The 26,512-nt window shown below is 72.1% G+C and carries 21 protein-coding genes; 8 read left to right on the forward strand and 13 right to left on the reverse strand.

Features of this window, described 5'->3' with window-relative positions:
• The first annotated feature begins 112 nt into the window (after window positions 1-112).
• Together BJ971_RS25090 and BJ971_RS25095 are read left to right on the forward strand one after the other, a co-directional pair.
• Window positions 113-3,058 carry a 3-keto-alpha-glucoside-1,2-lyase-like domain-containing protein gene (locus BJ971_RS25090; protein ID WP_184995662.1) on the forward strand — a complete coding sequence of 982 codons (2,946 nt, stop codon included), beginning with the start codon at window positions 113-115 and terminating at the stop codon, window positions 3,056-3,058.
• Between the two features lie 112 nt (window positions 3,059-3,170).
• On the forward strand, window positions 3,171-3,464 hold the full coding sequence (locus BJ971_RS25095; protein ID WP_184995663.1) for an antibiotic biosynthesis monooxygenase family protein: 294 nt from the start codon (window positions 3,171-3,173) through the stop codon (window positions 3,462-3,464).
• On the opposite strand, the gene BJ971_RS25100 is transcribed toward BJ971_RS25095, so the two are convergent.
• A complete protein-coding gene (locus tag BJ971_RS25100) occupies window positions 3,461-4,411 on the reverse strand; it encodes a nucleoside hydrolase (protein WP_184995664.1) in 951 nt (316 codons plus the stop codon). The genes BJ971_RS25095 and BJ971_RS25100 overlap by 4 nt on opposite strands.
• A gap of 73 nt (window positions 4,412-4,484) precedes the next feature.
• Window positions 4,485-6,194 (reverse strand): alpha/beta hydrolase, encoded by a 1,710-nt coding sequence (locus BJ971_RS25105; protein ID WP_184995665.1) that lies wholly within the window; start codon window positions 6,192-6,194, stop codon window positions 4,485-4,487.
• A 189-nt stretch (window positions 6,195-6,383) separates the two neighbouring features.
• Between BJ971_RS25105 and BJ971_RS25110 the strand changes: the two genes are divergently transcribed.
• Both BJ971_RS25110 and BJ971_RS25115 read left to right on the forward strand, forming a co-directional pair.
• Window positions 6,384-9,689: a S8 family serine peptidase gene (locus tag BJ971_RS25110; protein ID WP_184995666.1), complete on the forward strand. Its 3,306-nt coding sequence runs from the start codon at window positions 6,384-6,386 to the stop codon at window positions 9,687-9,689.
• A gap of 146 nt (window positions 9,690-9,835) precedes the next feature.
• Complete coding sequence (locus BJ971_RS25115; protein ID WP_184995667.1) at window positions 9,836-10,237, forward strand: hypothetical protein; 402 nt, start codon at window positions 9,836-9,838, stop codon at window positions 10,235-10,237.
• A gap of 15 nt (window positions 10,238-10,252) precedes the next feature.
• Here BJ971_RS25115 and BJ971_RS25120 read toward each other — a convergent pair whose 3' ends face one another.
• From BJ971_RS25120 to BJ971_RS25135, 4 genes are read right to left on the reverse strand one after another with little or no spacing between them, the layout of a single operon-like run.
• Entirely contained in the window at window positions 10,253-11,197 is a 945-nt protein-coding gene (locus tag BJ971_RS25120) for a hypothetical protein (RefSeq protein ID WP_184995668.1), read from the reverse strand.
• A 26-nt stretch (window positions 11,198-11,223) separates the two neighbouring features.
• Window positions 11,224-12,480: an extracellular solute-binding protein gene (locus BJ971_RS25125; protein ID WP_184995669.1), complete on the reverse strand. Its 1,257-nt coding sequence runs from the start codon at window positions 12,478-12,480 to the stop codon at window positions 11,224-11,226.
• Entirely contained in the window at window positions 12,480-13,508 is a 1,029-nt protein-coding gene (locus tag BJ971_RS25130) for a caspase, EACC1-associated type (RefSeq protein WP_184995670.1), read from the reverse strand. Before BJ971_RS25130 ends, BJ971_RS25125 begins: the two co-directional genes overlap by 1 nt.
• Window positions 13,498-13,863 carry an effector-associated constant component EACC1 gene (locus tag BJ971_RS25135; RefSeq protein WP_184995671.1) on the reverse strand — a complete coding sequence of 122 codons (366 nt, stop codon included), beginning with the start codon at window positions 13,861-13,863 and terminating at the stop codon, window positions 13,498-13,500. Before BJ971_RS25135 ends, BJ971_RS25130 begins: the two co-directional genes overlap by 11 nt.
• 163 nt (window positions 13,864-14,026) lie before the next feature.
• On the opposite strand from BJ971_RS25135, the gene BJ971_RS25140 reads away from it, so the two are divergent.
• Complete coding sequence (locus BJ971_RS25140) at window positions 14,027-14,689, forward strand: hypothetical protein (RefSeq protein ID WP_184995672.1); 663 nt, start codon at window positions 14,027-14,029, stop codon at window positions 14,687-14,689.
• A gap of 14 nt (window positions 14,690-14,703) precedes the next feature.
• On the opposite strand, the gene BJ971_RS25145 is transcribed toward BJ971_RS25140, so the two are convergent.
• Window positions 14,704-15,900, reverse strand: coding sequence for a DUF8189 domain-containing protein (locus BJ971_RS25145; protein WP_184995673.1), 1,197 nt, complete (start codon window positions 15,898-15,900; stop codon window positions 14,704-14,706).
• A 257-nt stretch (window positions 15,901-16,157) separates the two neighbouring features.
• The gene (locus BJ971_RS25150; RefSeq protein WP_184995674.1) at window positions 16,158-16,823 is read right to left on the reverse strand and encodes a DUF5317 family protein; all 666 of its coding nucleotides are present in this window, start codon (window positions 16,821-16,823) and stop codon (window positions 16,158-16,160) included.
• A gap of 143 nt (window positions 16,824-16,966) precedes the next feature.
• On the opposite strand from BJ971_RS25150, the gene BJ971_RS42275 reads away from it, so the two are divergent.
• Window positions 16,967-19,228 carry an ATP-binding protein gene (locus tag BJ971_RS42275; RefSeq protein WP_184995675.1) on the forward strand — a complete coding sequence of 754 codons (2,262 nt, stop codon included), beginning with the start codon at window positions 16,967-16,969 and terminating at the stop codon, window positions 19,226-19,228.
• Between the two features lies 1 nt (window position 19,229).
• Here the strand turns inward: BJ971_RS42275 and BJ971_RS25160 are convergent, their stop codons facing one another.
• Genes BJ971_RS25160 through alr form a run of 4 tightly spaced genes read right to left on the reverse strand, consistent with a single transcriptional unit; the run spans window position 19,230 to window position 23,055 of the window.
• Window positions 19,230-19,883: a response regulator gene (locus BJ971_RS25160; RefSeq protein ID WP_184995676.1), complete on the reverse strand. Its 654-nt coding sequence runs from the start codon at window positions 19,881-19,883 to the stop codon at window positions 19,230-19,232.
• The gene (locus tag BJ971_RS42280; RefSeq protein WP_184995677.1) at window positions 19,880-21,019 is read right to left on the reverse strand and encodes a sensor histidine kinase; all 1,140 of its coding nucleotides are present in this window, start codon (window positions 21,017-21,019) and stop codon (window positions 19,880-19,882) included. Before BJ971_RS42280 ends, BJ971_RS25160 begins: the two co-directional genes overlap by 4 nt.
• A gap of 10 nt (window positions 21,020-21,029) precedes the next feature.
• Complete coding sequence (locus tag BJ971_RS25170; RefSeq protein ID WP_184995678.1) at window positions 21,030-21,950, reverse strand: D-alanine--D-alanine ligase family protein; 921 nt, start codon at window positions 21,948-21,950, stop codon at window positions 21,030-21,032.
• A 1-nt stretch (window position 21,951) separates the two neighbouring features.
• Window positions 21,952-23,055, reverse strand: coding sequence for an alanine racemase (gene alr, locus BJ971_RS25175; RefSeq protein ID WP_184995679.1), 1,104 nt, complete (start codon window positions 23,053-23,055; stop codon window positions 21,952-21,954).
• A 109-nt stretch (window positions 23,056-23,164) separates the two neighbouring features.
• Between alr and BJ971_RS25180 the strand changes: the two genes are divergently transcribed.
• Complete coding sequence (locus BJ971_RS25180) at window positions 23,165-23,851, forward strand: cytidylate kinase family protein (RefSeq protein ID WP_184995680.1); 687 nt, start codon at window positions 23,165-23,167, stop codon at window positions 23,849-23,851.
• Here the strand turns inward: BJ971_RS25180 and BJ971_RS25185 are convergent.
• Window positions 23,840-24,313: an HIT family protein gene (locus BJ971_RS25185; protein ID WP_184995681.1), complete on the reverse strand. Its 474-nt coding sequence runs from the start codon at window positions 24,311-24,313 to the stop codon at window positions 23,840-23,842. The two genes, BJ971_RS25180 and BJ971_RS25185, sit on opposite strands and share 12 nt — an antisense overlap.
• A gap of 576 nt (window positions 24,314-24,889) precedes the next feature.
• Here BJ971_RS25185 and BJ971_RS25190 point away from each other — a divergent pair.
• A complete protein-coding gene (locus BJ971_RS25190; RefSeq protein ID WP_184995682.1) occupies window positions 24,890-26,500 on the forward strand; it encodes a TROVE domain-containing protein in 1,611 nt (536 codons plus the stop codon).
• Window positions 26,501-26,512 lie beyond the last annotated feature (12 nt).

Below are 26,512 nucleotides of genomic sequence, written 5' to 3' on the forward strand. Positions count from 1 at the left end.
TTTCGTGCAATGAGGCAAAAGTTTGAACAACTTCATCGAAAGTCGTGGACGCGTCGAGGAAACTCGATCAGGATATTCACCACCCTGAATCCCATCGGTAACGGGAGCGCCCATGAAACGTGCGGTAGTGGCCGCCTTGCTCATCGGAACCTTCACCGCGGTGCCGGCCTACGCCGGCGATCCGCCCCAGGAGCCGGGGGTCACCCTCCGCACGTACGACATCGGAGTGCCGCTCAGCCGGGTCTGCGACCTCAAGCCCGGCCAGACGCCCAATGTGGACAGGCTCATGCCCACGGTGGACTGGTCGACCGACGAACAGTTCGGCCTGGCGGACAACTTCGTCACGCACGTGCTGGCCACCCTGACCGCGCCCGCGGCCGGGACGTACACCTTCCGGCTCACCAGCGACGACGGCTCGAAGCTGTGGATCGGCGACACCCTGGTCGTCGACCACGACGGGCTGCACGGCGCCGAGCCCAAGGACGGCACGATCGACCTGACCGCCGGGGCACACCCGCTGCGCGTCGAGCACTTCGAGCGCACCGGCGGGCAGCGGCTGGCGCTCGCCTGGCGGCCGCCGGGCGCGAGCGACTTCACGGTGGTGCCGACCGGCGCGCTGAGCACCGACGCCGGGGTGGTCCGGGTGACCGCGCCGGGACGCAAGGAGTGCGTCTCCGGCACCGACACGCCGGGCGACGGGCTGCCGCTCACCGCCGTGCACCCCGGCTACGACCTCACCGACCTGCGGCCGCCGGGCTTCCAGCCGCAGGTCACCGGCATCGCGTGGCGGCCGGACGGCAAAATGGTGCTCAGCACGTGGGGCGGCTCGGACACCATGGCCGGCGAGGTGTACCTGGTCGAGAACGTGACCGGTGAGACCGGGCCGGGCAGGGTCGCCTACCGCAAGCTCGCCGACGGCCTGAAGGAGCCGATGGGTGTCGCGGTCGTCGACGGCATGGTGTACGTGTCGCAGAAGCACGAGCTGACCGAGCTGCGCGACACCGACGGCGACGAGGTGCTCGACGCGCGGCGCACCGTCGCCGTCTGGCCGTTCGGCGGCAACTTCCACGAGTTCGCGTTCGGCCTGCTCTACAAGGGCGGCAACTTCTACCTCAACCTGTCGGTCTCGATCAACCTGGGCGGCGCGACCACCGACCCGCAGCCGGTCGGCGGCCGCGGCACCAGCGTCGTGGTCAACCGGCGCACCGGCAAGGTGACCACCGTCGCCGGAGGCCTGCGCACCCCGAACGGGATCGGCTGGGGACCGGACGGCGACCTGTACGTCACCGACAACCAGGGCGGCTGGCTGCCCTCCTCCAAGCTGGTGAAGATCGAGAAGGGCGCGTTCTACCAGCACTTCACCAACCCGGACGGCCCGTACGACGCCCGTCCGGTCACCCGGCCGGTGCTGTGGCTGCCGCAGAACGAGATCGCCAACTCGCCCAGCACGCCGGTGCTGCTGAGATCGGGGCCGTACCGCGGGCAGTTCCTCATCGGCGACGTCACCTACGGCGGGCTGCAACGCGCGTACGTGGAGACGGTGCACGGCAGGGAGCAGGGCGCGGTGTTCCGGCACACCCAGGGCCTCGAGGCCGGCGTCAACGAGGTGTCGATCGGCCCCGACGGCGCCGTCTACGTCGGCGGGCTCGGCGCCGACGGCAACTGGGGCCAGGAGGGCAAGCTCCGGTACGGCCTCCAGAAGCTCACCCCGAACGGCACGGACGTCTTCGACATGCGGACCATGAAGGCCACCGCCACCGGATTCCGGATCGAGTACACCAAGCCGCTGTCCGACGCGACCGTCGCGAAGCTGCCCACCGCGTACGGGATCGAGCAGTGGCGCTACGTGCCCACCGCGCAGTACGGCGGCCCGAAGGTGGACCAGGAAACGCTGCCGGTGACCGCGGCGAAGGTCTCCGCCGACCGCCGGACCGTCACGCTCACGGTCGCCGGGCTGCGCCGCGACCGGGTGGTGCACCTGCGCTCGCCGCGCCCGTTCAGCGCCCGCGACGGCGAGACACTGTGGAGCACCGAGGCCTGGTACACGCTCAACGAGGTACCCGGCCCGCAGCCGCGGCAGGTGCACTACGAGGCCGAGGAGGGCAACCGGGAGGGCGGCGCCACGCTCGCCACCGACCACCGCGGCTACACCGGCGTCGGCTTCGTGGCCGGCTTCGGCGCGCTGAACGCCGCCACCACCACGCACGTGAGCGTGGACAAGGCCGGCGACTACGCGGTCGGGCTGCGCTACTCCAACGGCCCGAACCCGTTCAGCGGCACCAAGACCGTGAGCGTGCACGTCAACGGCCGCAAGATCCGCCAGGTCGCGCTGCCGTCGACGGTCACCTGGGACGAGTGGGCGACGGCCACCGAGACGCTGCCGCTGCGCAAGGGCGTGAACGCGATCCAGTACCGCGTCGACGCCACCGACACGGGCCACGTCAACCTCGACCTGATCAGCGTTCGCCGGCCCGGTGAGCGGATCACGCTGTTCGACGGGCACGGGCTGGACGACTGGCAGCACACCGACGGGCGCCGCCCGCAGTGGCCGCCGGTCGAGGACGCCGCGATCGAGGTGTGCTGCGGCGACCTGCGCACCAAGGAGGCCTTCCGCGACTACCGCCTGCACGTCGAGTTCAAGGTGCCGCTGCTGCCGCCCGAGGTGACCGGGCAGAACCGTGGCAACAGCGGCGTCTACCAGCAGGAGCGATACGAGATCCAGATCCTCGACTCGTACGGCGACCCGACGCTGGACACCAACGAGGCCGGCGCGATCTACCTGCACAAGGCGCCGGACGTGAACGCGTCCACCGCGCCGGAGACGTGGCAGACCTACGACATCACGTTCCACGCGGCCCGCTACGACGCGGCCGGTAACAAGACCGCGAACGCCCGCGTCACCCTGGTCTGGAACGGCCGCACGGTGCACGACGAGGTGGAGATCCCGGCCGGCACCGGCGGCAACATCCCGGAGGGCCCGTCCACCGGCGCCATCCGCCTGCAGGACCACGGCAACAAGGTCCGGTACCGCAACGTCTGGATCGAACCGCTCCCCTGACGATCCGGCCGCCGCCGCGGGTCATTCGATCGGGTTCATCGTGACTCGCGGCGGTTTCCGGGCCGGTTTGGCTGATAACTTCGAGCCACAATTCGGACATCCGGAGGCTTGCGTGGGCTTCGTTCAGATCATCGAGTACGAGACTGACCGACCGGACGAGATCCAGGCGCTCGGGGACGAGCAGATCGCCCGGGCGGGCGAGACGCCGCCGGGATTCCGGCTCACCGTGACCCAGGACCGGGAGAACCCGCAGCGGTACGTGACCATTGTGGAGTTCGCCTCCCACGAGGAAGCCATGGCGAACAGCGACCGGCCCGAGACCGGCGAGTTCGCCCGCCAGATGGCGGCGCTGTGCAAGGGCGCACCCCGCTTCAGCAACCTCGACGTCATCCGGTCCGTACCCTAGCCCCCGCCCGCCCTGCGCACCGCCGCCATCAGCAGACGCCAGAAGGCGTCGACGTCGATACCCACCGCGACGTCCGCGTTCGGTGCGGCGGCGGTGCGGGAGTGCAGGTCCACGACGGTGGCGCCGCGGGTGTGCGTCCCGGTCAGCTCGACGGCGACCGGGGCCGCGACGGTACGCAGGATCGACGGGTCGATGACGGCGGCCACGGCGATCGGGTCGTGCACCGGCGGGTGCGCGAACCCGAACACCCGGCGATAGGTGCCCGCGAAGAACGTCATCAGGTCCGCGCAGACGGCGCCAAGCCGGGTGTCCAGCCCGCGGAACTCGGCGATGATCTGGTCGGTTGCCAGGGCCAGGTGGGTGACGTTCAGGCCGATCATGGTGGCCGGCACCCCCGACCGCAGGACGATGTCGGCCGCCTCGGGGTCGGTGACGATGTTGAACTCGCCGTACGGGGTCGTGTTGCCGCGCTCGGTCGAGCCGCCCATGAAGACGATGCGGCGCAGCCGCGGCACGACCTCGGGATGGCCGCGCAGCAGCAGCGCGACGTTTGTCAGCGGCCCCGTGGCGATCAGGGTGACCGGTTCGGCGCTGCCGGCGATGAGCCGCCGCATCAGCTCGACGCCGTGCACACGCCCGGCCTCGGCGACCGGCACGTCGAGGTCGGGCCCGTCGAGCCCGGACGCGCCGTGGATGTCCGCCGCGACGACGAGGTCCCCGACCAGGGGCCGGTCGCAGCCGGCCGCGACCGGGACGTCGGCGGCGCCGGCCAGGGCGAGGATCCGCAGCGCGTTCCTCGTCGTCTTGTCGAGCGTCTGGTTGCCGGCGACGGTGGTGACGCCGAGCAGGCGCAGCCGCGGGTCGCCGACGGCCAGCAGCAGGGCCAGCGCGTCGTCGTGCCCCGGATCGCAGTCGATGATCACCGGAACCGCGGCGGACTCCCTCATCCGCACGACGATAGTTGCCGGACCGGGTACCGGGTGCGGTGCGGCCGCGCCGCACCGCACCGCACCCGGACCGTCACTTCTCCGGCGTCAGCAGCGACTCCGGCACCAGCGTGGCGACCGGCGGGCGCTGCTTGCCGGTCGGCGTCGACAGGGTGGTGGTCTCACCCGGCGGTGGCAGCGGCTCGGTGAACGGCTGCACCGAGTCCGTGCAGACCTTGCCCTTGGCGGGCGGCCTGCCGGTCAGCAGGTAGTCGTCGATGGAGGTGGTGGCGCACACGCCCGAGCCGTACGCGGTGTGGCCCCAGTTGTTGCTGGACAGCAGCCGCGAGTTCGGCAGCAGCCGGCTCGCCGCGACCGCACCCTGATAGTTCGTCGCCGGGTCCCAGAAGTTGCCGACGACAAGCACCGGCGCGGCGGTCCGCTTGGTGAACGGCCCGCGGTAGGCGTCCTCGTCCTGCACGGTCCAGGTCTTGTTCGCGCACTGGCTGTCGATCCAGCCCCAGGACCGGCCGAAGTACGGCGCCTTCTGGTCGCGGCGGGCGGTGGCCGCCGGCCAGGACCCGGCGTCCGCCGGATGCCGGCCGTCGGTGCAGATGACCGCGCTGCTCGCCTCGAACCCGTTCTCGTACGGGAAGTCGTAGCCCCGCTTGGTCGCCCGCACCGCCCGGGCACGCTCGGTCAGCGCGGCCGGCGAGCCCTCGTGCAGCGCCGCCCAGACCTCCGCGGAGATCTCGGTGACCACCTGGCCGGCGTAGAGGTCGTAGAGCGAGCCGAGGATCGCGTTCACGAAGATCGCGTAGGTGACGGTGAACGTGCCGCCGTCGCCGTCGGGAAGCTGGAGCGGTTTCGCGCGCAGTTCGCGGGCGATGGTCTCGAAGTTCGCGACCGGATCACCCGCGGCGAAGACACAGTGTGTCTCGCCCGCCCGGTCGCAGCGCCGGAGGATCTCGATGAGCGCCCGGTAGCCGCCGTCGGACGAGTGCAGCCGCTCGTCGAGGATCTGCCGGGTGTTGCCGACCCAGGCGACCGGGTCGAGCACGCCGTCGATGACCAGCGCGCGGAACCGGTCCGGGAACAGGTTCGCGTAGTACTGGCCCAGCGCGCTGCCGTAGCTGAAGCCCAGGTAGTTGAGCTTCTTGTCGCCGACCGCGCGGCGCATGACGTCCATGTCGCGGGCCACCTCGGCGGTGGACATCGCGCCGGCAAGCGTCCGCCCGGTGGTGGAGCAGGCCTTGCCGAACCGCTTCGAACCGGTCACGTACCGGCTCTCCTCCGCCTTCGTGACGGGGAACGGCACGTTCATCAGGTCGAAGACGGCGGTCTGGTCCTTTACCGACTTGAAGCATTTGACGTTCGCGCTGGCGCCGATGCCGCGGGGGTCGACACCCACGATGTCGAAGCGCTGTAGCAGCGAGTCGCTGAGGAAGTAGGGCGCGTAGAGGGCGAACTCGGTCGCCGAGCCGCCCGGGCCGCCGGGGTTGAGGAACAGGCTGCCGATCTTGTGCTTCTGGTCCTTTGCCTTGATCCGCAGGATGGCGATCTCGGTGGTGGCGCCCTTCGGCTTGTCGTAGTCGAGCGGCAGCCGGGTGGTGGCGCACTCGGCGACGTCGTAGCACTTGTACCAGCCGAGCTTCGGCGTGGGCACCGCGTCGACGCGCGCCCGCTCCGCCTTGCTCGTGCGATCGGGTGCGGCCGGTGCGGCGGACCCGGGTGCGGCGGCGACGACGGACAGGACGATGCCGGCCAGTGCCGCGGTCAGTAATCGGTGCGTCTTGCGTGGCATGCGGACGACCCTTCTGACGATGGAGTCGCGGCGTCGACACCGCGACCCCAGGCATAGTAGGAAGTCGATGCCACGCTCAGTGATCATCTAAACAGGACGAACCGGGATGCCGGGTTGCGCGATCGTGGAAGAGTTACGGACATCTATGGGCGCCGGGCCGTCACGGCCCGGCTGACGGGAGGGCCCTCCATGCGCCTGCGAAAACTGCCCACTGCCCTGCTCGCCGCCGTCACGGCCGCCGCGCTCGTCGCGGTCGCGCCGCACGCGGCGTCCGCGGCACCGGATCCGGGCGCGTCGCCCGCCCGGCCGGCCGGGAAATCCACGAGCATCACCCTGATCACCGGCGACCGGGTGGTCGTCGCACCGGGCGGACAGACCAGCATCGAACGCGCGCCCGGGCGGGCCGGAACGCGGTTCGTCAGCCGCAAGGCCGCCGGGCACCACTACGTGATCCCGGTCGACGCGCTGCCGCTGGTGCGGGGCGGCCGGCTCGACCAGCGGCTGTTCGACCTGACCGCGCTGCGCGACTTCGGCTACACCGGCGAGGCCGAGCTGCCGCTGCTGCTCGCGTACCCCCGATCCGGGAGCCGCAAGGGCGCGGCGAGCGCGCAGCCGGCAGTGGGCACGACCGTAAAGATCACCCGCGACCTGGGCGGGGTGGGCGTGCTCGCGGTGCGCGCGAAGCGCACCGCGCGGGCCGAGCTATGGCAGTCCCTCACCACGGGTACGGCCGGGGCACGCGCCCTGTCGCCGGGTGTCGAGCGGGTCTACCTGGACGGCAAGCGCAAGCTCGACCTGGACGTCAGCGTGCCGCAGATCGGCGCGCCGTCGGCCTGGCAGGCGGGCCTGGACGGCACCGGCGTGACGGTGGCGATCCTGGACTCCGGCATCGACGCCACCCACCCGGACTTCGCCGGGAAGATCGTGGCGAACGAGAACTTCACCCCCGACCCGGACACCGACGACCTCGTCGGCCACGGCACGCACGTCGCCTCGATCATCGCGGGCAGCGGCGCGAAGTCCGGCGGCCGGTACAAGGGCGTCGCGCCCGGCGCGAAGCTGGCGATCGGCAAGGTGTGCTCGACCGAGTTCTGCGAGGAGTCGTCGATCCTGGCCGGCATGCAGTGGGCGGCGAAGGCCGCGCCGGTGATCAACATCAGCCTGGGCGGCGGCGACTCGCCGAGCATCGACCCGCTGGAGCAGGCCGTCGAGGACCTCACCGCGGCGCACGGCGCCCTGTTCGTGATCGCGGCCGGCAACTCCGGCGCCACCGCGACCGTCGGCTCGCCGGGCAGCGCCGACTCGGCGCTCACCGTCGGCGCGGTCGACGACGAGGACCAGCTGGCCGAATTCTCCAGCCGCGGCCCCCGGGTCGGCGATGACGCGATCAAGCCGGACATCACCGCGCCGGGCGTGGACATCGTCGCCGCCCGGGCCGCGAACGGCCAGATCGGCACTCCGGCCGGTGACGGCTACGTGAGCCTCTCCGGCACGTCGATGGCCACGCCGCACGTCGCCGGCGCGGCGGCGATCGTCACCCAGCAGCACCCCGGATGGTCCGCGAGGCAGCGCAAGACCCTGCTGATGGGCGCCGCGAAGCCGACCGAGGGCGTCGACGCCTTCGGCCAGGGCGCGGGCCGCGTCGACGTGGCCCGCGTGGTGCGCCAGGCGGTCTCCGTCGACGAGGGCAGCATCAGCTTCGGCCGGCAGCAGTGGCCGCACGGCGACGACGTGCCGGTCACCAAGACCGTCACCTACCGCAACGGTGGCACCGCGCCGATCACCCTGTCGCTGTCGCTGGCCGGCGACACCGGCACGTTCTCGCTGGCCGGGACCGGCGTCACGGTGCCGGCCGGCGGCACCGCCACGACCACGGTCACGGCGGACACCGGCGGGGAGGGCACCGACGGCTTCAAGACCGGGCGGCTGGTCGCGACCGGCCCGGGCGACGTCCGGGTGGAGACACCGGTCGCGGTGAACCGCGAGGTGGAGAGCTACGACGTCACGCTGGTGCACGACGGCCGGGACGGGCGGCCCGCCGAGCATCTCACGTCGCTGAACCGCCTGGACGCCGTCGAGTTCTACGACGTCTACAGCTCCGAGGCGACCGACAAGGTGCGGCTGCCGAAGGGCGAGTACGGCCTGGCCGCCTGGATCTTCGGCGCGGAGGACATCACCGCGCTGGTCCAGCCGAAGATCGTGGTCGGCGGCCCGGTCACCGTGCGGCTGGACGCCCGCCGCGGCAAGCCGGTGAAGATCACCGTGCCCCGCAAGGACGCGACGCCGGCCCTGGTCGCGATCAACGCCGACTGGGTCAACGAGGACTTCGGGGTCGGCTCCTCCGTGCTCTCCGAGAACGGCGCCGACCTGTTCCTCGGCCAGGCCGGCCCGCGCGGCAGGCAGGCGGGCTTCTACGGGTCGGTCAACGCGGCCTTCGCGAAGCTCGACGCCACCGGGGAGACCTTCCGGGACACGCCGTTCCTCTACAACCTCTCGTACCTGAAGAAGGGCGCGTTCTACGACGGATACACCAAGCGGGTACGGGCGGGCGACCTGGCCACGCTGCGGTCCGGATTCGCGTACGAGGCCGAGGCCGAGGGCATCGCTGGTGTCAAGTTCAACTGGGCCGATCTGGGTCCGCCCATCGGCTCATGGTCCGTCGGCATCCCGTTCCGGCTGCCGTCGAAGCGCACCGACCTGTTGAGCACCGAGGGCGGGGCCACCTGGGCGGGCGACTTCGACCAGGAGCTGCAGAGCGACCCGGACAGCTTCCCGGAGCTGCTCAGCATCGCCTTCTCGCCCAGCACGCGGTACCGGCCGGGCCGGACCTACCGGGAGGACTGGAACCGTGCGGCGTTCGCGCCCTCGGTCGCCGGGGACGTCGACGTGGCGGCCCGGGTCGGTGACGTGATCATGACCGGCGTCCCGCTGTTCGGCGACGGCGCCGGGCACCAGGGCGACGCGCGCACCGCGACCGCGCGGGCCGCGCTCTACCGCGACGGCACGCTTGTCGGCGAGGAACCGTCGGGCTACGCCGAGTTCGAGGTGCCGCCGGGCGACGCGCGGTACCGGCTGGAGCACTCCGCCACCCGCGGCGCGCCGTTCCGGCTGTCCACATCGGTCAGCGCCGCGTGGACGTTCCGCTCGGCGTCGGCCGGGGAGACCCCGGTACGCCTGCCGCTGTCCACGGTGCGGTTCAGCCCGCCCGTCGACGCGAAGAACGTGGCACCGGCGGGCCGCGCGTTCGCCTTCCCGGTCACCGTCGAGCGGACGACCGGTTCGGCGGCCAAGCCCAACCGCACGCTGACCGTCGACTTCTCGACCGACGACGGGCGCACGTGGCGGCCGGCCACGGTGCGCGGAACGGGCGACCGGCGGGTGGTGCTGGTGACGAATCCCGCCGGCACCGGGTTCGTGTCGCTGCGCGCCAATGCCACCGACGCCGCGGGCAACACCGCCGCGGTGACGGTGCTGCGGGCGTACGCGGTCGGATAAGGGGCCTGGGGGCGGTGGGCCGGCGGCCCACCGCCCCCAGCCGTGTGCGGTGATTCACCTCGGCCGCGCCGGCGACGACGGCCGCCGCGCAGTGCCAGCAGACGACGTACTGGTCGGACCAGCAGACGATCAACTGGGTGCGGGCGATGTCCGAGACCGATCCGTCGAACAACGTTCTGCTCGGTAAGAACCGCGCCGTCGCCACGCTCTGCAAGGGCATGCCGGTACAGGTCGAGTTCTGGAACGTCGTGCTCACCTCGGTCGCCGGCCGGGTGACCTACGAGTTGGGCTCGGGTCAGCGCAAGCAGGTCACCGTGGACGGCCGGCGTCCCGTCACCGTGAAGGCGCCGAAGAACTTCGGGGCGCGCGACTGCGGCGGCACGCTCACCGCGGTGTACGTCGGCAAGCCGCTGGCCGAGAACGAGCTGCCCTCGGCGCTGGACGTCGAGCAGGCGAGCGGCGCCGCCGAGTTCAACACCGACCGGGTGGCCTACTCGGCCGCGGTCATGCCCGGTTCCGGCGACGACCTGCGCAAGTGCCACCTGTAGGCGTGACCGGGCGCCTCACGCCGCGGGCAGGTACGCCGTGGTGAACGGTTCCCAGCGGGCGCGCAGGTCCGCGTAGGTCGCCACGATCAGCGGCGTCAGCACGACGCCGCTGATCAGCGACGCCGTCATCTCCAGGATCGAACCGAGCACCGCGTCCGTGACGACGGCGCCGGTGCTCGCGAAGACCGCCGGGTCGGCGAACACCGATCCCAGTGCGAGCAGGGTCACCAGACCGCTCAGCAGGGCGAAGACCATCGAAATGCCGATGAGGAGCCCGATGATCGTGGCGGTCCGCGCGACGGCGGCGCCGAAGGAGTGGTTGAAGCGGCGGAAACACCGGGTGAGGGGTTCGCCCCGCTCGAACAACACCACGGCGGGCAGCATGATGAAGACCGCCCCGAAGTAGACGCCGGGCACCACGCAGGCACACAGCCCGGCGACGACGATCAGGCCCGCCAGCAGCGACCAGCCGATCAGCGCCGGCAGCCGCGGCAGCACCGCCCGCACGGCCTGCCCGGCGCGCGCCTCCGCGCCGGTCGCGATGGTGACCACGAGCCGCACCGCCGCGAACGAGGCGATCGCATAGATCAGCGCCACCAGAATCCCGGCGAGCCCGTACGCGACGACCGCGATCACGGACGAGTCGTGCCCGGCCGCCGCGTCCCGGGTGGCGAGGTTGAAGAAGATCTGTGCGGGGATCATGAGGACCAGGGACGCGGCGAACGCGCACAGCTGTATCAGGGCCAGCGGCTTCCACCCGCGCTGTACGACGGCGAAGCCCCGCTGCCACCAGCCCGCGAAGTCGGCGCTGATCAGAGGATCGGCCGGGTCGAAGCGCGGGTCGGCGTGCGGGGTCGCCGGGCCCGGATAGCCGGGCTGACCCGTGGGTGGGTACGCCTGCGGCCGGCCGGGCTCGCCGGGCGGCTCGCCCGGCGGGCCGAAGGGCGGTTGCTGCGACATATCGGTTTATCGTAGGCGGGGCCCCGTCACTCGTGCAGCGCTTCCGCCATGTCGCGCTCGAAGCTGTCGTCTATCCGCCTGCCGTCGAGCACCGCCGGGCGAAGGTTGTTCAGGATGAGCCGGGAGACCTGCTCGTACTTGGGCGTGATGGGCCGCGGACGCGCCTCCTCGACCGCTGCGAGGAGTTCCGCCGCGTAGGGAACATCGTCCTTCACCGCTTGCATCGTGTACGTCGTCCTGCGGGTCGGCGCGAACCCGCCGACGCGGAAGAGCCGCTCCTGGCTCGCTGAGTTCGTCAGAAACTTCAGCAGTTCCAGGGACTGCTGGTAATACGGCGTCGTGCGCGACAACACCAGGTTCTGCCCGCCGAGGACGCCGGGTCCGAACAGCCTCCGGACCCCCGGCCGGCCATCGATCTTCTTGAACTGCGAGGGCCAGTTACGCATGTAACGCACCTCTCCTTTGGTGAATGCGTAGGTACTGGCGTCCTCTGATTCGCTGTCGACGATGAGTCCCCTTGCGTGCGCGTCCCTGAGCGGCTCGAGGGCAGCCTCCCACTTGTCCAGCCGGACAACGTTCCCGGTGCCCGTCGGATTGAGGATCGTCGTGTCCTCGGCCAGCATCTGTTCCAGAACGTTGACGACGAATGCCTCGTTGGGCCCCAGCTGCAGAGCGATCTGCTTCCGGTTCGCGGATGCCCGGGCCGAGTCGGTCAGCTCGGTCCAGCTCTGCGGCTCGGGCGTGCCGTCGGCGGAGAAGAGCAGCCCGACGTCGGTGTTGAACGGCAGCCCGTAGAGGCGCTCCTTCCAGTAACAGGTCGCCAATGGGCCCGCCAGGAAGCCGTTCGTCAACGTGCCGTCGGACTTGAGCTCGGCGAGCAGCCCCTCCGTCCCGTCGTCGCGCTGGGCGGCGAACTCGCTGAGGTGCACGGAGTCCAGGACCGCGATGGCAGCGCTGCCGTCCTTGAGCGCGGTACGGATGTCGAGGCGCTGCCGGCCGGTGTCGCCGTCGACCTCCCGCAGGTGGGCAGGCGCCTGCGGGTTCTCGGCGTTCCACTCGTCGACCAGCTCCTGGCGGACGCCGCTGGGGTCCTTCCCGCTGATGATGACGAGCTTGACACCCGCCGGGAGCGCCGGGACGGCCGCCGCCGCCGTTGCCGATGGCGCCGTTCGCTTCCCGGCCTGCGGGAGGTACACCATCGAAACGGTGATCGCGACGGCGCCGACGAGTGACGCCGTCGCGTACGGCAGGAGCCGCCGCAGCGCGGTGAGGAAAGAGGACATCAGTTCTCCGTGGTCTTCGAAACGGCGAGCGCCAGCGTCATCGCCAATGCGAGTCGAACGACGTACACCGCCAGCGCCGTCGACAGGCTGACGGCGATGATCAATCCGGCGGGCCCGCGCTCGGCCAGCAGCACCGCGACGAGGTTGCCGAACGTCGCCGCCAGCAGGATCCCCGGTACCGCACGGCATTCGGCCCGCCACCGGGTCGATGCCTGATCGGAGAGCCGGTGACCGGCGTCGCCGGCCCCCGCGACCCGGGGAGCGCAGGGCTCGGCGCTGACGATGTCGTGGTCCCACCAGTTGCGGAACAGGGCGAGATCCCCCACGTTGCCCTCGGAGAGCGCGCGCGGCTGCGGCAGGCCCCGATTGGCCATCTGTTTCTCCAGCGCCCGGGACAGGGTCCCCATCGTCAGAAACCTGCGCTCACCCGGCACCCCGTTGCGCAGCAGCGTCACCAGCTCGCCGCTGAAGGTGGTGAGCCCTCCCGACCCGATCGGCGTCGGCGTGTTCGGTTGCGTCGCGGCCAGCACGAAGGTGCCGTCCACCGCCACCTGCCCGTCGGCGGGGCCCATGAGGGTCGCGTTGCCCGCGTAGCAGCAGTCGAGGATCATGATCCGGCTCGGCGCGCCGGAGAAGGTCAGCGCGTGACGGACGTGATCGAAGTCCAGCGCGGACACCGGATTGCCGTCGACCGACAACGAATGGGTGAGATAGAGCTTCGCGTTGATCGACGACAGCAGGCCGTGGCCGGCGAAGTAGACGAGCAGGGTTCCGGTGACCCGGGCGGCCGCCTCCTTGATCGGGTCGATGATCTCGCTCGGCGACCGCGGGTCGAGCACCTCCACGCAGTTCGCCGCCGGCAGGCCCCACAGGCTCGGGTCGCGCAGCATCCACCCGAGCCGGGAGACGTTGTTCGCCACCCCGGGGAGCTGCCCGTCGGCGTACGAGGGATCGTCGTACCGGCTGGTGCCGATCAGGACGGCGAACGACCCGGCGGGATCCGCCGCCGCGGGCCGCTCACTGCCCATCGTTGCTCGGCGGCTCGGCGGGAAGATCCGAGATCTCGACGCGGGTCTCGCCGCAGTCCACGCAGACGTGGAGCCCCGAACAGCCGGCCGTCGCCCGCCCCTGACGCCAGGTCAACACGGCGATGATCAACTGAGCCGCGCCCAGCCCGCCGGTGAGCACGACCTCGAGCGCGTCGGCCGTGCCGCCACCCATGTGCCCCGCGACCGGCGCCGGCGCCGCCGTCGACACGGGCCACCCGCGGCCCAGCACCGGGTTGCCGCGCAACCAGGCCGCCAGGGCCTCCCGCTCCCGGTCCGCGCCCCGCCCGGTCACCGTCAGCCGGGCAACCCGGGCCATAGCCGTCGCATTGGTCATGTTCGAGAACTCCCGCCGGCACGTCGTTGGAACCGTCCGCAGCGTGACACGGCGAGCGCCGGCGAACCGCACCCGTTGGCCGACCGTTCGGCGACTCGGGCTGATCGACTTAACCCGGGCTGATTACCCATGCAAAGTGGTTCACTTTGGGACACGATGGTGGGTGATTCTGGAGGTGGCCGTGGGGTCGTACGGCGCGAACGCCTGGATCGACGTCGCGGACAAGGCCGACGTGGATACGGTCCTGACGGCGATCGACGACGAAGACTGCGAGCAGGCGCCGGAGCAGTTGTACGCCCGCTCCTACGACGCCGGTGACGTGCGGCGGATCGAGCTGTTCTCCCACGACACCTACTACACCTCCCTGCCGGACGTCGTCCTGTTCCTCCTGCGGCGTACCGGCGTGGTCATCCGGGCCTTCATCGCTCTCGATCATGATGAGTACGGCGCGGAGCACATCGTCCTGGCGACCCTGGACGGCCGGGTGCGGCGGGTGCACCACAGCTACGTCTACCCGAGGTTCTTCGGCCTCTGGCCCTACCGGGAAGGCAGCCCGTGGCGGACGGACGTGGCGACGATCGGCCGGGAGCGCGGCGGCTTCACCGGCCGGCTGGTGGACGGACCGTCGGCGAGATCGGCGCTGGCCCGGCTGTACGCGGTGCCGCTCCCCGAGATTCACGCCGCCGGCCGCCGGGCCCGCCGCTCACATCAGGATCTGGGCATCATCGGCGCGCCCTTCGAGCCGTGGCTCGACGCACTCGGCATCGAATGGTCCGGCCCGGCCGACGAGGAGCCGGTCCTGGTCCGCGACGGCCCGCGACGCTGACCGGGCCGGGTGGTTCACGACGGCTGCGGCCAGTCCTCCGTGTTCGTCGTCCACTCGGCGCCGGGCCGCCGCACGAACATGGCGGTCTCGTGCAGCGCCCGGTCCTGAGGATCCGGACCCTTGTCGATCATCATGAAGACCTCGGGAGCCGACCCGGTGCGGCCCGTGACGGTCTCCGCGACGGGCGAGGTGACAAGCGTGCGACCCTCCTCGGTGGTGGCGAACGCCGCTTCCGGCGTGCTCTGCCAGCCGCCGGACAGGCGCCGGTCCTGTGTCTGCGCCCAGCGTGCCGCGCCGCGGTGGTCGAAGGCCGAGAAGACGAGGGTGCGGCCGTCGCGCACGACGATGGCCGGATCGCCGATCACGTCACCCGCCTGGGCGGACCACTGCCAGGCGAGCCTCCCGTCCGCGGCGCGTACGCCGTGCGCGTACCGGATGGACCGCCCGGGCGTGGCCATCGCGAGGTCCGGGACTCCCGCGGCGTTGAGGGCGACGGCGATCCGGCTGTCGAAGGTCTCGGTGGGATCCAGCGTCTCCCAGGGTCCCTGCTGCGCGCCGGCGAGCGTCGTGTGCGCCGGGTGGCCGTCCGGATCACGGACGAAGACGTGGATGGTGTCGCCGGACACGACGGCCGTCGGGTCGCCACCGGCCTCGCCGCCGTCGAGCCGGCGCCAGTCGCGGTAGGTGTGTCCGTCCGGCTCGCTCTGCGTCGCGAAGAAGAGCTGCCGGCCCGCCCGCGCGAACAGCCGGATTCTGCCGTCCGGGCCGGTGACCGCGTACGGAGCGCCGGAGATCTGCGCGTCCGGCGGGTTCTCCACGGGCGCCCAGTCCGCCCACGTGCCGGGATTCTGCCGCACGGTGCGCACGATCGTGCCGGTCCGGGGGTCCCGCGCGAAGACCTCGAGGTGATGGTCCTTCGACCGCATCGCCACGCTGATCGGCCCTTCGAGCAGGACGCCGGCCCTGCCGATGCGCTCCCAGCCGGTGTACCTCCAGAGCCCGGACGCCGGCCACCCGACCCGGATCACGGGCATGTACCGGTGGTACAGCTCGCCGCCGGCGAGTTGCAGCAGCTCACCGCGCCCGTCGTCGTTGCGGATGAAGGCCAGCGAGAACGCCCTGTTCAAAGGGTCGTGCGGCAACTCGCAGCCGGCCGCCGCACCCAGCAGGCAGAGCGCGGTCAACGCGCCGGTGATTCGGAACGGCAGCATGCCGGGAAGGTAGCCGCACCCCCTTCCAGGGCATAACGGGACCAGTCGGACACGCCGGAACCCTCACCCTAAAGAACCCGCACACTCACCACGCCCGAGCGGGCGTGGTGAGTGCACCACCGCACGTCCCCCGTGGCGTGCGGTACCGGTGGCCGATCAGCCACCGTGCTCGTGCGGGGCGCCGACGGTGTAGAGCAGCAAGGCCATCGTCGCCAGGATGATCACGATGATGACGCCGCGCCAGGCGATTGCCCGAGTCATCGTTGGACTCCCCTCGTCGGTGTCGTCAGCTGCCCTCGGTCATCGGCGCGCCGACCGTGTAGAGCAGGGTCGCCAGCGCCGCCAGCGCGAACATCGCCAGGACGACGCGCCGCCGGCTCAGTGTGTGGATCATGATTCACCTCCTCCGCGATGGTCCGCCGTCGCATCACGAACACGACGAACGCGCAGGTGCCGCCGCCGATCAGAAGGTCACCGGGGCTGACGACCGCGCGCAGCGGCGGGATCGCGATGGTGTCGCCGAGAACGGCGAGCCGGGTGTCCGCGTCCGCCGGTTCGTTCTTCGGCGTCACGGCCGGCGCGCGCGACCCGGCGCCGGCGGCGTCATAGGGCATCCGGCCGTTGAGAGCGATGGCCAGCCCGTTGAGCGACGCGCCGAGCACGATCACGACGGCGGCCGCCCGGACCGCGCCCGGCCACTCCGGGATGTTGACGGCGAGCCAGGCCGCCACGAGTGTGAAGACCACCGCGAGCAGCGGCCGGGCGCCGAGCGCCGAGTACTGCGCGAACTGCACGCCCGCGGCCAGCCACACCAGCCAGAGCGCCCGGATCCTGATGGCGCCGAATCCGGCGAGGCGCCCACCGAGCAGGTATCCGAGCGCGACGCCGGCGACCACCGGTGCGAGCATCACCACGAGAAGCATTCGTCCGGGCACCAGGCGAGCCAACCCGATGCTCCGGTGTGGAGGGTGCGATTCCGACAGACTCCGGAACGCGCGGGCAACGCCGCTGATGGTGGAGGCTCCCGGAGACCGGTTCGCCGGACGGCACCGGCTACGGTGGTCCCGTGGGTGTTTCGCCGGACACCGGCCCGGTGGCCGCGTACTGTGCCGAGCTGCGGCGGCGGTGGCAGGCGTCCGGGCGCGACCTACAGAGCGTCGCGCGCGACGTGAGCATCAGCAGGACGCAGCTCTACGCGATTCTCAACGGCGAGATCCGGCGCCCGCCGGACTTCGCCGGCGTGGTGCGGCCGCTGATCATCGCATGCGGCGGCACCCCCGCGGAGGTGGCGGACTGGCGGCGACGCCACGAGATCCTGGTCGGCGTCCACGCGGAGACGCGCCGCCGGCCGGCGACCCGGACGCCGGCGCCGGCGCAGCTGCCCATGGACGTCGAGGGTTTCGCCGGCCGCGGCGCCGCGCTCGCCGCGCTGGACGCCGCGACGACGCGGGTCGTGACCGTCACCGGCACGGCCGGGATCGGCAAGACCGCCCTGGCCGTGCACTGGGCCCGCGGCGCCGCCAAGGCGTTCCCCGACGGTCAGCTCTACGTGGATCTGCGCGGCTTCGACCGCGACGACGAGGTCGTCGACCCCGCGGACGCGATCCGCGGCTTCCTCGACGCGCTGGGCGTCGAACCGCAGCACCTGCCGAAGGACCGCGACGGGCAGGCGACGATGTACCGCAGCCTGTCCGCCGGGCTCCGGCTGCTGGTGATCCTGGACAACGCCCGCGACGCCGACCAGGTCCGCCCGCTGCTGTCCGGTGGGCCGGCCGTGCGTACCGTCGTGACGAGCCGCAACCGGCTGACCGCCCTGGTCGCCGAGGTGGGCGCGCAGCCGATCGCCCTTGACCTGCCGGATCCGGCGGAGGCCGCCGCGCTGCTGCGCCGCCGCGTCGCGGCCGGGCCGGCGGACGACAACGACATCGAGGCGATCGTGGCGGCGTGCGGGTGGCATCCGCTCGGCCTCGCGCTGGTCGCCGCGCGGATCCGGCAGACCGGGTTCCCGCCCGCGGCGGTGGCCGCCGAGCTGCGGCACCCGGGCTCCGCCACCCTCGACGGCGTGTGGGCGGTGTTCTCCTGGTCCTACCGCGCCCTGCACCCGCCGGCCGCCCGGCTGTTCCGCCTGCTGGGGCTCGCGGCCGGTGCCGACATCGGCGTCGACGCGGTGGCCGCCCTGTCCGGCGCCGAGGTCCAGGAGACCCGCCGGACGCTGCGCGAGCTCACCGACGCCAGCCTGCTCACCGAGCACGCGCCCGGCCGCTACCGGCTGCCCGGCCTGCTGCGCGTCTACGCCGCCGAACTCGCTCACCGCGACGACACCGAACCCGACCGCCGGGCCGCGCTCACCCGGCTGCTCGACCACTACACGCACACCGCGCACCAGGCGGACCGGATACTGAATCCGACCCGCCCGCCGATCCCGATGCGGTTGGACGGCGACGGACCGACGGGGCCCCTCGACGCCAAGGCGGCGCTGGCGTGGCTCGGCACCGAACGCGCGGTGCTGCTCGCCGCCCTGCGCCAGGCGAGCGACGCCGGGCTGGACCGGCACGCCTGGCAGCTCGGCTGGGCCCTGGACTCGTTCCTGTTCGAACACCGGCACTGGCACGACGAGGGCGTGGCCTGGGCCGTCGCGCTGAGGGCGGCGACGGCGCTGATGGACCGCCCGGCGGTGGCGCACGCGCATCGTTTCCTCGGCGTCGTCGCCGGCCGGCTCGACCGTTTCGACGAGGCGCACGCACACATGCGCCGGGCGGCCGAGACCTGCCGGGCGGCGGGCGACCGGCCCGGCGAGGCCGAGACCGAGTACGTGCTCTCGTACGTGTGCTGGCTACAGGCCGAACACGACAGCGCCCTCGCACACGCCGAGCGGTCGCTGGCGCTGTGGGCGGAGCTCGGCCACCCCGGCTGGGAGGGCAAGGCGAGCAACGCGGTCGGCTGGTACCACGCGCAGCTCGGCGCCCCGCACGAGGCGATCGTCCACCACGAACGGGCGGTGGCGCTCCAGCGGCAGGCCGGCGACCGGGCGAACGAGGCCGTCGCCCTCGGCACCCTTGGCCAGGCCAACCACCATCTGGGACACCATGAGGCTGCGGCCGGCCACTACGAGCAGGGTCTGCGGCTGGCGCGGGCGCTGGCCGACCCGATCCTTGAGGCTCAGCTCCACGTCCACCTGGGCGACACGCACGAGGCGGTCGGCGACGGCACCGCGGCGCGGGAGAGCTGGGAGGACGCGTACAAGATCCTGTCGAACGCCGAGCACCCGCAGGCGGCGGACGTCGCCCGCAAGCTACAGGTGGCCCGGACCGCGCACGAACAGCCGTAGTTCACGAGAGCAGGCCGTGCTCGTGCGCGAACACCGCGATCTGCACCCGGTCCCGCAGTGACAGCTTGCGCAGGATCGCGCCGACGTGCGTCTTCACGGTCGACTCCCCCGCGAAGATCTCGGCGGCGATCTCCGCGTTCGACATTCCGCGGGCCACCGCCCGGAAGACGGCCCGCTCCTTGTCGGTGAGCGTGAGATAGGCGTCCGGCACCGGCGTGCGCTCCGGGAACCGGGTCGTCAGCAGCGCCGACAGGTCGGCGGGTGCGAGCACCGCGTTGCCGGCGTGCACGCTGCGGACCGCGTCGGTCAGCTGCGCGGGCGTGGTGTCCTTGAGCAGGAAGCCGCTGGCGCCGTGGCGGATCGCGGTGGCCGCCCGGTCGTCCAGGTTGAACGTGGTGAGCACGAGGACGCGGACCGGGTGCGGTGACGCGGTGGCGTAGATCAGCCGGGTGGCCTCGACGCCGTCCATCCCGGGCATGCGCAGATCCATGAGGACGACGTCCGGCCGTAGCTCCTCGACCAGGCTCACCGCGTCTGCGCCGTCGCCGGCCTCGCCGACCACGCGGATGCCCGGCTGGGCGTTGAGGATGACCGCGACCCCGGCCCGGAACAGCTCCTGGTCGTCGACGACGAGCACCGTGATGTCGTCGCTCACGGCAGCGGAATCCTCGCCGTCGCGACGAACACCTCACCGTGCACCCCGGCGGACAGGCTGCCGCCGACGCCGGCGAGCCGCTGCCGCATGCCGTCCAGCCCCGATCCCGCGGGTCCCGGCCGGTCGTTCGCGGCGGGTTCGACCGCGTTGCGGACCTCGATCTCCAGCGCACCGGGCGACCAGGTTCGCCGTACGGTCAGGGCCCCGCCCCGGAGACCGTGGTGGATCGCGTTGGTCAGCATCTCCTGGAGCACCCGGTACGCGGTGATCCGCTGCTCCTCGTCGAGGGTCCGGGGCGTACCCGCCTGGCCGGACATCACCTCGTGGCCGCCGTCGCGCAGATTGTCGATCAGCCGGTCCAGGTCGTCGGCGGAGTCGCGGGTCGCGGTCAGCACCTGCCGCACATCACCGAGCGACGTACGGGCCGAGGCGGCGATCGTCGCCAGGGCCGACTTGAGGGCGGCCGGATCCTCGTCCGGCAGGTACTGCCCGGACTCGGCCTGCGCCAGGATCACCGCGAGGGAGTGGCCGACGACGTCGTGCACGTCGCGGGCCAGCCGGGTCTGCGCGTCCCGTATCCGGGCGGTCTCCTCGGCCCGGGCGCGTTCCCGGGCGGCCCGGTCCAGGTCGGTCCGGGCCCGGTCGGAGATCCGCAGGGCGAGCCCGGCCAGCCACGGCGTGCCGAGCAGCGCCACGAACACCACCACGGTGCCGACCTGCCAGCCGAATCCGAGCTGGTCGATGGTCCTGCCGATCAGGCGCCAGGGCGAGTACGGGAGGTAGACGTTCAGGGCCTGCGCACCGATCAGCACCACCGCGACCACCGATCCGGCCGCGATCGACAGCGCGCTCGCCCAGAGCACGGCCCGCCCGCCCCAGCGGGCCAGCCCGAACGCGATCACCGCGACGGCCGCCTGGGTGACCACCAGCGGCGTACCGGTGACCGTCTGGCAGATCGGGATCAGCCAGGCCAGCACCAGCGAGACCCAGGGCGCGTGGCGGACCAGCCCGACGGCCAGCGCGGTGCCGAGGACGACAAGCACGGACAGGGGTCCCTGCCCGTCGTACTCGATAGCGCCGGAGAAGAGCACGGCGACCGCGGCCGTCGCGCAGAACAGCGTCCCCCGATCGCTCACCTCATCCACGTTAGGCCAGCGTGTCGCTGATCAACCGGTCAAGCAGGTCCGGATAGCTCATCCCGGTGGCCGCGAACATCCGCGGTACCTGGGAATGCTCGGTGAAGCCGGGCATCGTGTTCACCTCGTTGAGCACCGGGCCGTCCGCGGTCAGGAAGAAGTCGACGCGGGCGACGCCACGGCAGCCGAGCGCGTCGAACATCGCGCCGGCGGCGGCCTCGAGGGCCTTGCCGGCGGCCGGGTCGAGCCGCGCGGGCACCAGGAAGGTCGTGCCGCCGCCGTACTTGGCCGCATAGTCGAAGAACCCGTCGGCGACGATCTCCAGGGCCGGCGAGACGATCCGGCCGCCGGGACCGTCCAGGACGGCGACGTCCACCTCCCGGCCCTCGACGACGCGCTCGACGAGGACGCGGTCGTCGTGGCGCAGCGCCTCGGCCAGCGCGCCGGGCAGGTCGTCCGGCGCGCCGACCAGCGCGACGCCGAGGCTCGACCCGGCGGCGACCGGCTTGACCACGACCGGGCCGCTCCAGGCGTACCCGCCGGCGGTCCGCGCGGTCAGCAGCCGTCCCGGCGCGGTGCGGACGCCGACCTCCTCGGCGATCAGCTTGGTCACCCACTTGTCCATCGCGAGGGCGCCGGCGCGCAGCCCCGAGCCGACGTACGGGACGCCGGCCAGGTCGAGGAGCGCGGCGAGCGTGCCGTCCTCGCCGCGCGGCCCGTGGACGATCGGCAGTGCCACGTCGCACCCCTGTAGGAGCGTGACCGCACCGGCCAGGCCGCCGGGCCAGGAACCGTCGCGCCCGATGGTGAGCCGGACGACCTCGTACCTGGACGGGTCCAGCGCGTCGGCGACGGCCGCGGCCGAGGCCAGCGACACGTCGTGCTCGCCGTTGCCGCCGCCGCCGATGACGGCGGCCCGGATGCGGGGCATGTCAGTTCCCTCCGATGACGTGGCGGTGCGGGCGGGCGCCGAGCCCGGTGACGATCTCGTGCGGCAGCGTGCCGGCCCAGCCCGCCCAGTCGGCGACGGTGGGCTCCCCGTGCCGCCCGGGCCCGAAGACGACGGCGATGTCACCCGGCCGGCAGCCGGCGCCCGCCTCGACGACGATCTGGTCCATGGAGATCCGTCCGGCGACGCGGCACCGGCGACCACCGAGCAGCACCTCGGCGTGCGGCCCGGCCGGGCGCGGCAGCCCGTCCGCGTAGCCGACCGGCAGCAGCGCGAGGGTGGTGTCGCGGGTAGCCCGCCACGCGTGGTCGTACCCGACCGGTGTCCCGGCCGCGACCCGGCGCACCTCGACGACCGGCGCGGTGAGCGTCATCGCCCCGCGCAGGACGTTCCCGCCGGTCGGGTCGATACCGACCAGCCCGGCTCCGGCGCGTACCAGATCGAAGTGGGCCTCCGGAGCGGTCAGGGTGGCGGCCGTCGCGGCCAGATGACACACCGCCGGGCGCAGCCCGGCTCCGCGCGCGACGTCGGCACACTCCCGGAAGCGCCGCAGCGCACCCGCGGTGTCCGGTCCGGCCAGGTGACTCATCACCCCGGCCACGACGATCCGCCCGGCCGCCTCCGCCTCGCGCGCCGCCCGGCACAACCCCGCCCACTCCTGCGGCGCCGCACCGTCACGAGCCATCCCCGTATCCACCTGGAGATGCACCCGCGCACCCGCCGGCATCACGGCCAGATGCGAAAGACCCGGAACCGCAAGATCAATATCTTCCCGTACGGCGGAAGCGAAGTCAGCCGCCAACGGGTTGAGCCAGCTCACCACCGGCGCGCCCAGCCCCGCCGCCCGCAGCTCCAGCGCCTCGCCGATCCCGGTGACGCCCAGCCAACTCGCGCCGGCACCGATCGCGGCACGGGCCACACCGACGGCCCCGTGCCCGAAGCCGTCCGCCTTGACCACGGCCATCAGCTCGCCACGCGCCCGCGCCACGAGCACACGGGTGTTGTGCGCGACAGCATCCAGATCGACGACGATCCGGGCGGCGGCGCTTCTCCTCGCCGCCACGCGAGGGTCATTGAGAAGGATCATGGAATGAAGATCGCGGAATGCGACGCCCGCCCACATCATTCTCAGGTACCGCCCTGGTGTCCTCAGGTACCGGCCCTCGGGACCGGCGGAGACCGACTACGCTGCCGCGATGCGATCCGAGCCCGGCCGATACCTCCGCGACGAGGTGCTGGCCCGCCTGGCCGAGGCGGTCGGGTCCGTCACCGTCGGGCACCCGACGCGGGTCGCCGTCGACGGGCCGCCCGCCGCCGGTAAGACCACGCTCGCCGACGAGCTGGCCGGCGTCCTGCGCGGACAGGGCCGCGACGTCATCCGCGCGACGATCGACGATTTCCTCTTTCCGCGGGCGCGGCGCTATCGGCGCGGCGAGTACTCGGCCGAAGGCTGTTACTTCGACGCACACGACAACGACGGGCTGAACCGGGTCCTGCTCGATCCGCTCGGCCCGGGCGGAGATCGGCGCTTCCGGCCCGCGCTCTACGACCACACCGCGGATGCCGTGCTGTCCCCGCCGGTCGCGACCGCCCCCGCCGGCGCCGTGCTGGTCTTCGACGGCGTCTTCCTCATGCGCCCGGAACTGATCGACCGGTGGGACCTGCGCGTCTTCGTGTCGACCACACTCGAGAAGACCGTGGAACGTGCCGTGATCCGGGAGAGCCGGATGTCATCCCGGGCCGACGTCGAACGGCGCTGGCGCGAGCGTTACCTACCCTCCCAACGGCTCTACCTCGCCACGGCCCGCCCGACCGACCACGTCGACATCGTCGTGCACAACGACGAGCCCGAGCGGCCGGTCTGGGCGCCCTCAGGCCGGTGACGCCGACCCGAAGTATTCGCGGAGCTTCTCCGCGTACGGAAGTCGCTGCTCGGCCGCGCTGAAGTCCTGCTGCGGGTGGGTGAAGTAGAGGTCGTCGCCGGCGTACCGCGGGAAGACGTGCATGTGGTAGTGCCAGCGGTCCTGGTTTCCGGCGGGCTCGTTGTGCTGGCGCAAAGAGGTTCCGTCGCAGCCGTAGGTCCGCCGGATGGCGATCGCGACCTCGCGTGCCAGGTCGTGTATCGCGTGCCCGTAGCGGGACGGCAGGTCATACAGGTTCTCGTAGTGTGCGTTCGGCACGACCATCACGTGACCGTGATTCCTCGGCCACCATCGGGGCGAGACGAACGCGGTGGCCGATTCGTCGCGCCGCACGACATCGCGCTGCGTTCGCCATTCGTCCTCACCGCCCGCCACCAGCCGGCAGAAGGGGCACACATAGTCGGGCGGCGCGTGGTTGAACATGGCAACCTCACCGTAGCTTCTGGACCGAAACTGCCTTGCCGATGTCTGTGCGGCAGCCTAACGTGCGTTGCGCACCTCCCGGTGCGCAGGCAACGGATACTTCCGCTCCTAACGGGGAGACGCGGGTTCGAATCCCGCCGCCGCTTCCGCGGTGTCGACCAGCGGCCCAGGTCACCTATGGCCCACAAGGCCAGTGCCGTCGCCGCCGTGATCTCGGGAGTTGCGGTCACGTCGCGTGCCCGGTGCGATGGATACGGCTACTTCTTTGGGTGAAGAGCCTGCAAAGGCTCCGGCGGGTTCGAAACCGCCGATGCCGTGTCCACTCCCGATCTCGGGCGGGCGGCGTGATCGATTCCCGGGCGATTCCACCAAAACAATTCGGTTGATCGGCGGCGGGCGCCGTCGTTATTGTCTGGCCAGCACTTCCCGGTGCGAAGGCGACGGATACATCTTGGAGGGGCCGTAGAGCCTCGGTGAAGAGCCCTTCCGTCACCGGTTCCGAACTCGGGAGGCGCGACCATTCGGGGGCAATACCTTTGGTGCGTCTTCCTGTTCGATGGATACATGGGGGACGTCATGACCAAGTTCAATTTCAAGCTGCGCGAGAACCGGCACGAGATCGACGAGCTCGTGACCGCCGAGGGCATCGCCACCGCCGAGCGCGTCGCGGCCACCCTGCGCGACGAGGCCGCCCGGCGCCTCGCGACCTTCGAGGGCGCGCCGGGATTCGACCGGGAGCCGCGCGCCGAGCTCTTCCTGCTCGGTGTGTCGAACATGGTCGGTGAGGACACGTTCTACGAGGGTGCCGCGGACCGGGACGACCGGTTCCGCGCCCTGGTGGCCGCCGTCGCCGTCGCCGACCCCGACTGGTTCGCCCGGTTCGTGCGCTGGCTGCGCACCGGTGCGATGCTGCGTTCGGCGTCGGTGGTGGCGGCCCTGGAGGGCGCCCGCGCGCAGGTCGCGGCGGGCATCCCGGGCTCGCGGGCGACCGTTGACGCGGCGTTGCAGCGCGCCGACGAGCCGGGCGAGGCGCTGGCGTACTGGCTGGGCCGTTACGGCCGGGCGCTGCCGAAGCCGGTCAAGCGAGGCGTCGCGGACGCCGCCGTGCGGCTGTACCACGAGCGCAGCCTGCTCAAGTACGACACCGACCGGAGCGCGGTGCGGTTCGGCGACGTCATCGAGCTGACCCACCCGACCGCGCGGGACGAGCGGCAGGGTGACCTGTTCCGGCACGCGCTGGACCGGCGCCACCACCGCGACAACCCGATTCCGGCGTCGCTGACGACGCTGGCGGCCCGGGCCGAGCTGATGGCGCTGCCGGTCGAGCGGCGCGGGGAGGTCGGCGACCCGGCTGTGCTGGGCGCGGCGGGCATGACGTGGGAGGCGCTGGCCGGCTGGCGGCAGACCGCGATGGACGCCGCCGCCTGGGAGGCGATCATCCCGGGCATGGGCTACCTGGCGCTGCTGCGCAACCTGCGGAACTTCGACCAGGCCGGCGTCGGCGACGCCGTCGCCGAGACCGTCGCGGCGCGGCTGGCCGACCCGGGCGAGGTCGCGAGGTCGCGTGTCCTGCCGATGCGGTTCCTGTCTGCGTTCAACGCGGCGCCGAGCCTGCGGTGGGCGTACCCGCTGGAGAGGGCGTTGCAGCATGCGCTCGCGGACGTGCCGGCCCTGGGCGCACGGACCCTGATCCTGATCGACACCTCGGGCTCGATGGACAGCGGGTTCAGCAAGGACGGCTCACTGCGCTGCTGGGACGCGGCGACGGTGTTCGGCCTGGCCCTGGCCGCACGCGCCCACGACGCGACGGTGGTGTCGTTCTCCGACGGCAGCCGGGTGTTCCCGGCGGTGGCCGGCGAGTCGGTGCTGGCGGCCGTGCGCCGGTTCAAGGACGGCGGCTACTTCTTCGGCTCGGGGACCCAGACCGAGCGGGCCGTGCGGACGCACTACGACGGTCACGACCGGGTCGTCATCCTCACCGACGAGCAGGCGCACTGGCACAGCGCGACGCACGTGGCGGCGGTGGTGCCCGCGGCGGTCCCGGTGTTCACCTGGAACCTGGCCGGCTATCGCGTCGCGCACACGCCGGCGTCCGGCAACCGGCACACCTTCGGCGGCCTGTCCGACGCCGCGTTCGCGATGATCCCGCTCGTCGAGGCCGGCTCCCGCGGGCAGTGGCCGTTCTAAGCGGGTGAGGCG

This window comes from Amorphoplanes digitatis (assembly GCF_014205335.1).
GTDB classification, from domain to species: Bacteria; Actinomycetota; Actinomycetes; order Mycobacteriales; family Micromonosporaceae; genus Actinoplanes; species Actinoplanes digitatus.

What these genes read in the sequence shown, in the direction of transcription:
- BJ971_RS25130 (WP_184995670.1), bottom strand. Translation starts at nt 13,508, where the DNA reads ATGGGCAGTGAGCGGCCCGCGGCGGCGGATCCCGCCGGGTCGTTCGCC.
- BJ971_RS25150 (WP_184995674.1), bottom strand. Translation starts at nt 16,823, where the DNA reads ATGCTTCTCGTGGTGATGCTCGCACCGGTGGTCGCCGGCGTCGCGCTC.
- BJ971_RS25170 (WP_184995678.1), bottom strand. Translation starts at nt 21,950, where the DNA reads ATGCCCCGCATCCGGGCCGCCGTCATCGGCGGCGGCGGCAACGGCGAG.
- BJ971_RS25110 (WP_184995666.1), top strand. Translation starts at nt 6,384, where the DNA reads ATGCGCCTGCGAAAACTGCCCACTGCCCTGCTCGCCGCCGTCACGGCC.
- BJ971_RS25105 (WP_184995665.1), bottom strand. Translation starts at nt 6,194, where the DNA reads ATGCCACGCAAGACGCACCGATTACTGACCGCGGCACTGGCCGGCATC.
- BJ971_RS25115 (WP_184995667.1), top strand. Translation starts at nt 9,836, where the DNA reads ATGTCCGAGACCGATCCGTCGAACAACGTTCTGCTCGGTAAGAACCGC.
- BJ971_RS25090 (WP_184995662.1), top strand. Translation starts at nt 113, where the DNA reads ATGAAACGTGCGGTAGTGGCCGCCTTGCTCATCGGAACCTTCACCGCG.
- alr (WP_184995679.1), bottom strand. Translation starts at nt 23,055, where the DNA reads ATGATCCTTCTCAATGACCCTCGCGTGGCGGCGAGGAGAAGCGCCGCC.
- BJ971_RS25145 (WP_184995673.1), bottom strand. Translation starts at nt 15,900, where the DNA reads ATGCTGCCGTTCCGAATCACCGGCGCGTTGACCGCGCTCTGCCTGCTG.
- BJ971_RS25120 (WP_184995668.1), bottom strand. Translation starts at nt 11,197, where the DNA reads ATGTCGCAGCAACCGCCCTTCGGCCCGCCGGGCGAGCCGCCCGGCGAG.
- BJ971_RS25180 (WP_184995680.1), top strand. Translation starts at nt 23,165, where the DNA reads ATGCGATCCGAGCCCGGCCGATACCTCCGCGACGAGGTGCTGGCCCGC.
- BJ971_RS25125 (WP_184995669.1), bottom strand. Translation starts at nt 12,480, where the DNA reads ATGTCCTCTTTCCTCACCGCGCTGCGGCGGCTCCTGCCGTACGCGACG.
- BJ971_RS25135 (WP_184995671.1), bottom strand. Translation starts at nt 13,863, where the DNA reads ATGACCAATGCGACGGCTATGGCCCGGGTTGCCCGGCTGACGGTGACC.
- BJ971_RS25100 (WP_184995664.1), bottom strand. Translation starts at nt 4,411, where the DNA reads ATGAGGGAGTCCGCCGCGGTTCCGGTGATCATCGACTGCGATCCGGGG.
- BJ971_RS25185 (WP_184995681.1), bottom strand. Translation starts at nt 24,313, where the DNA reads ATGTTCAACCACGCGCCGCCCGACTATGTGTGCCCCTTCTGCCGGCTG.
- BJ971_RS25190 (WP_184995682.1), top strand. Translation starts at nt 24,890, where the DNA reads ATGACCAAGTTCAATTTCAAGCTGCGCGAGAACCGGCACGAGATCGAC.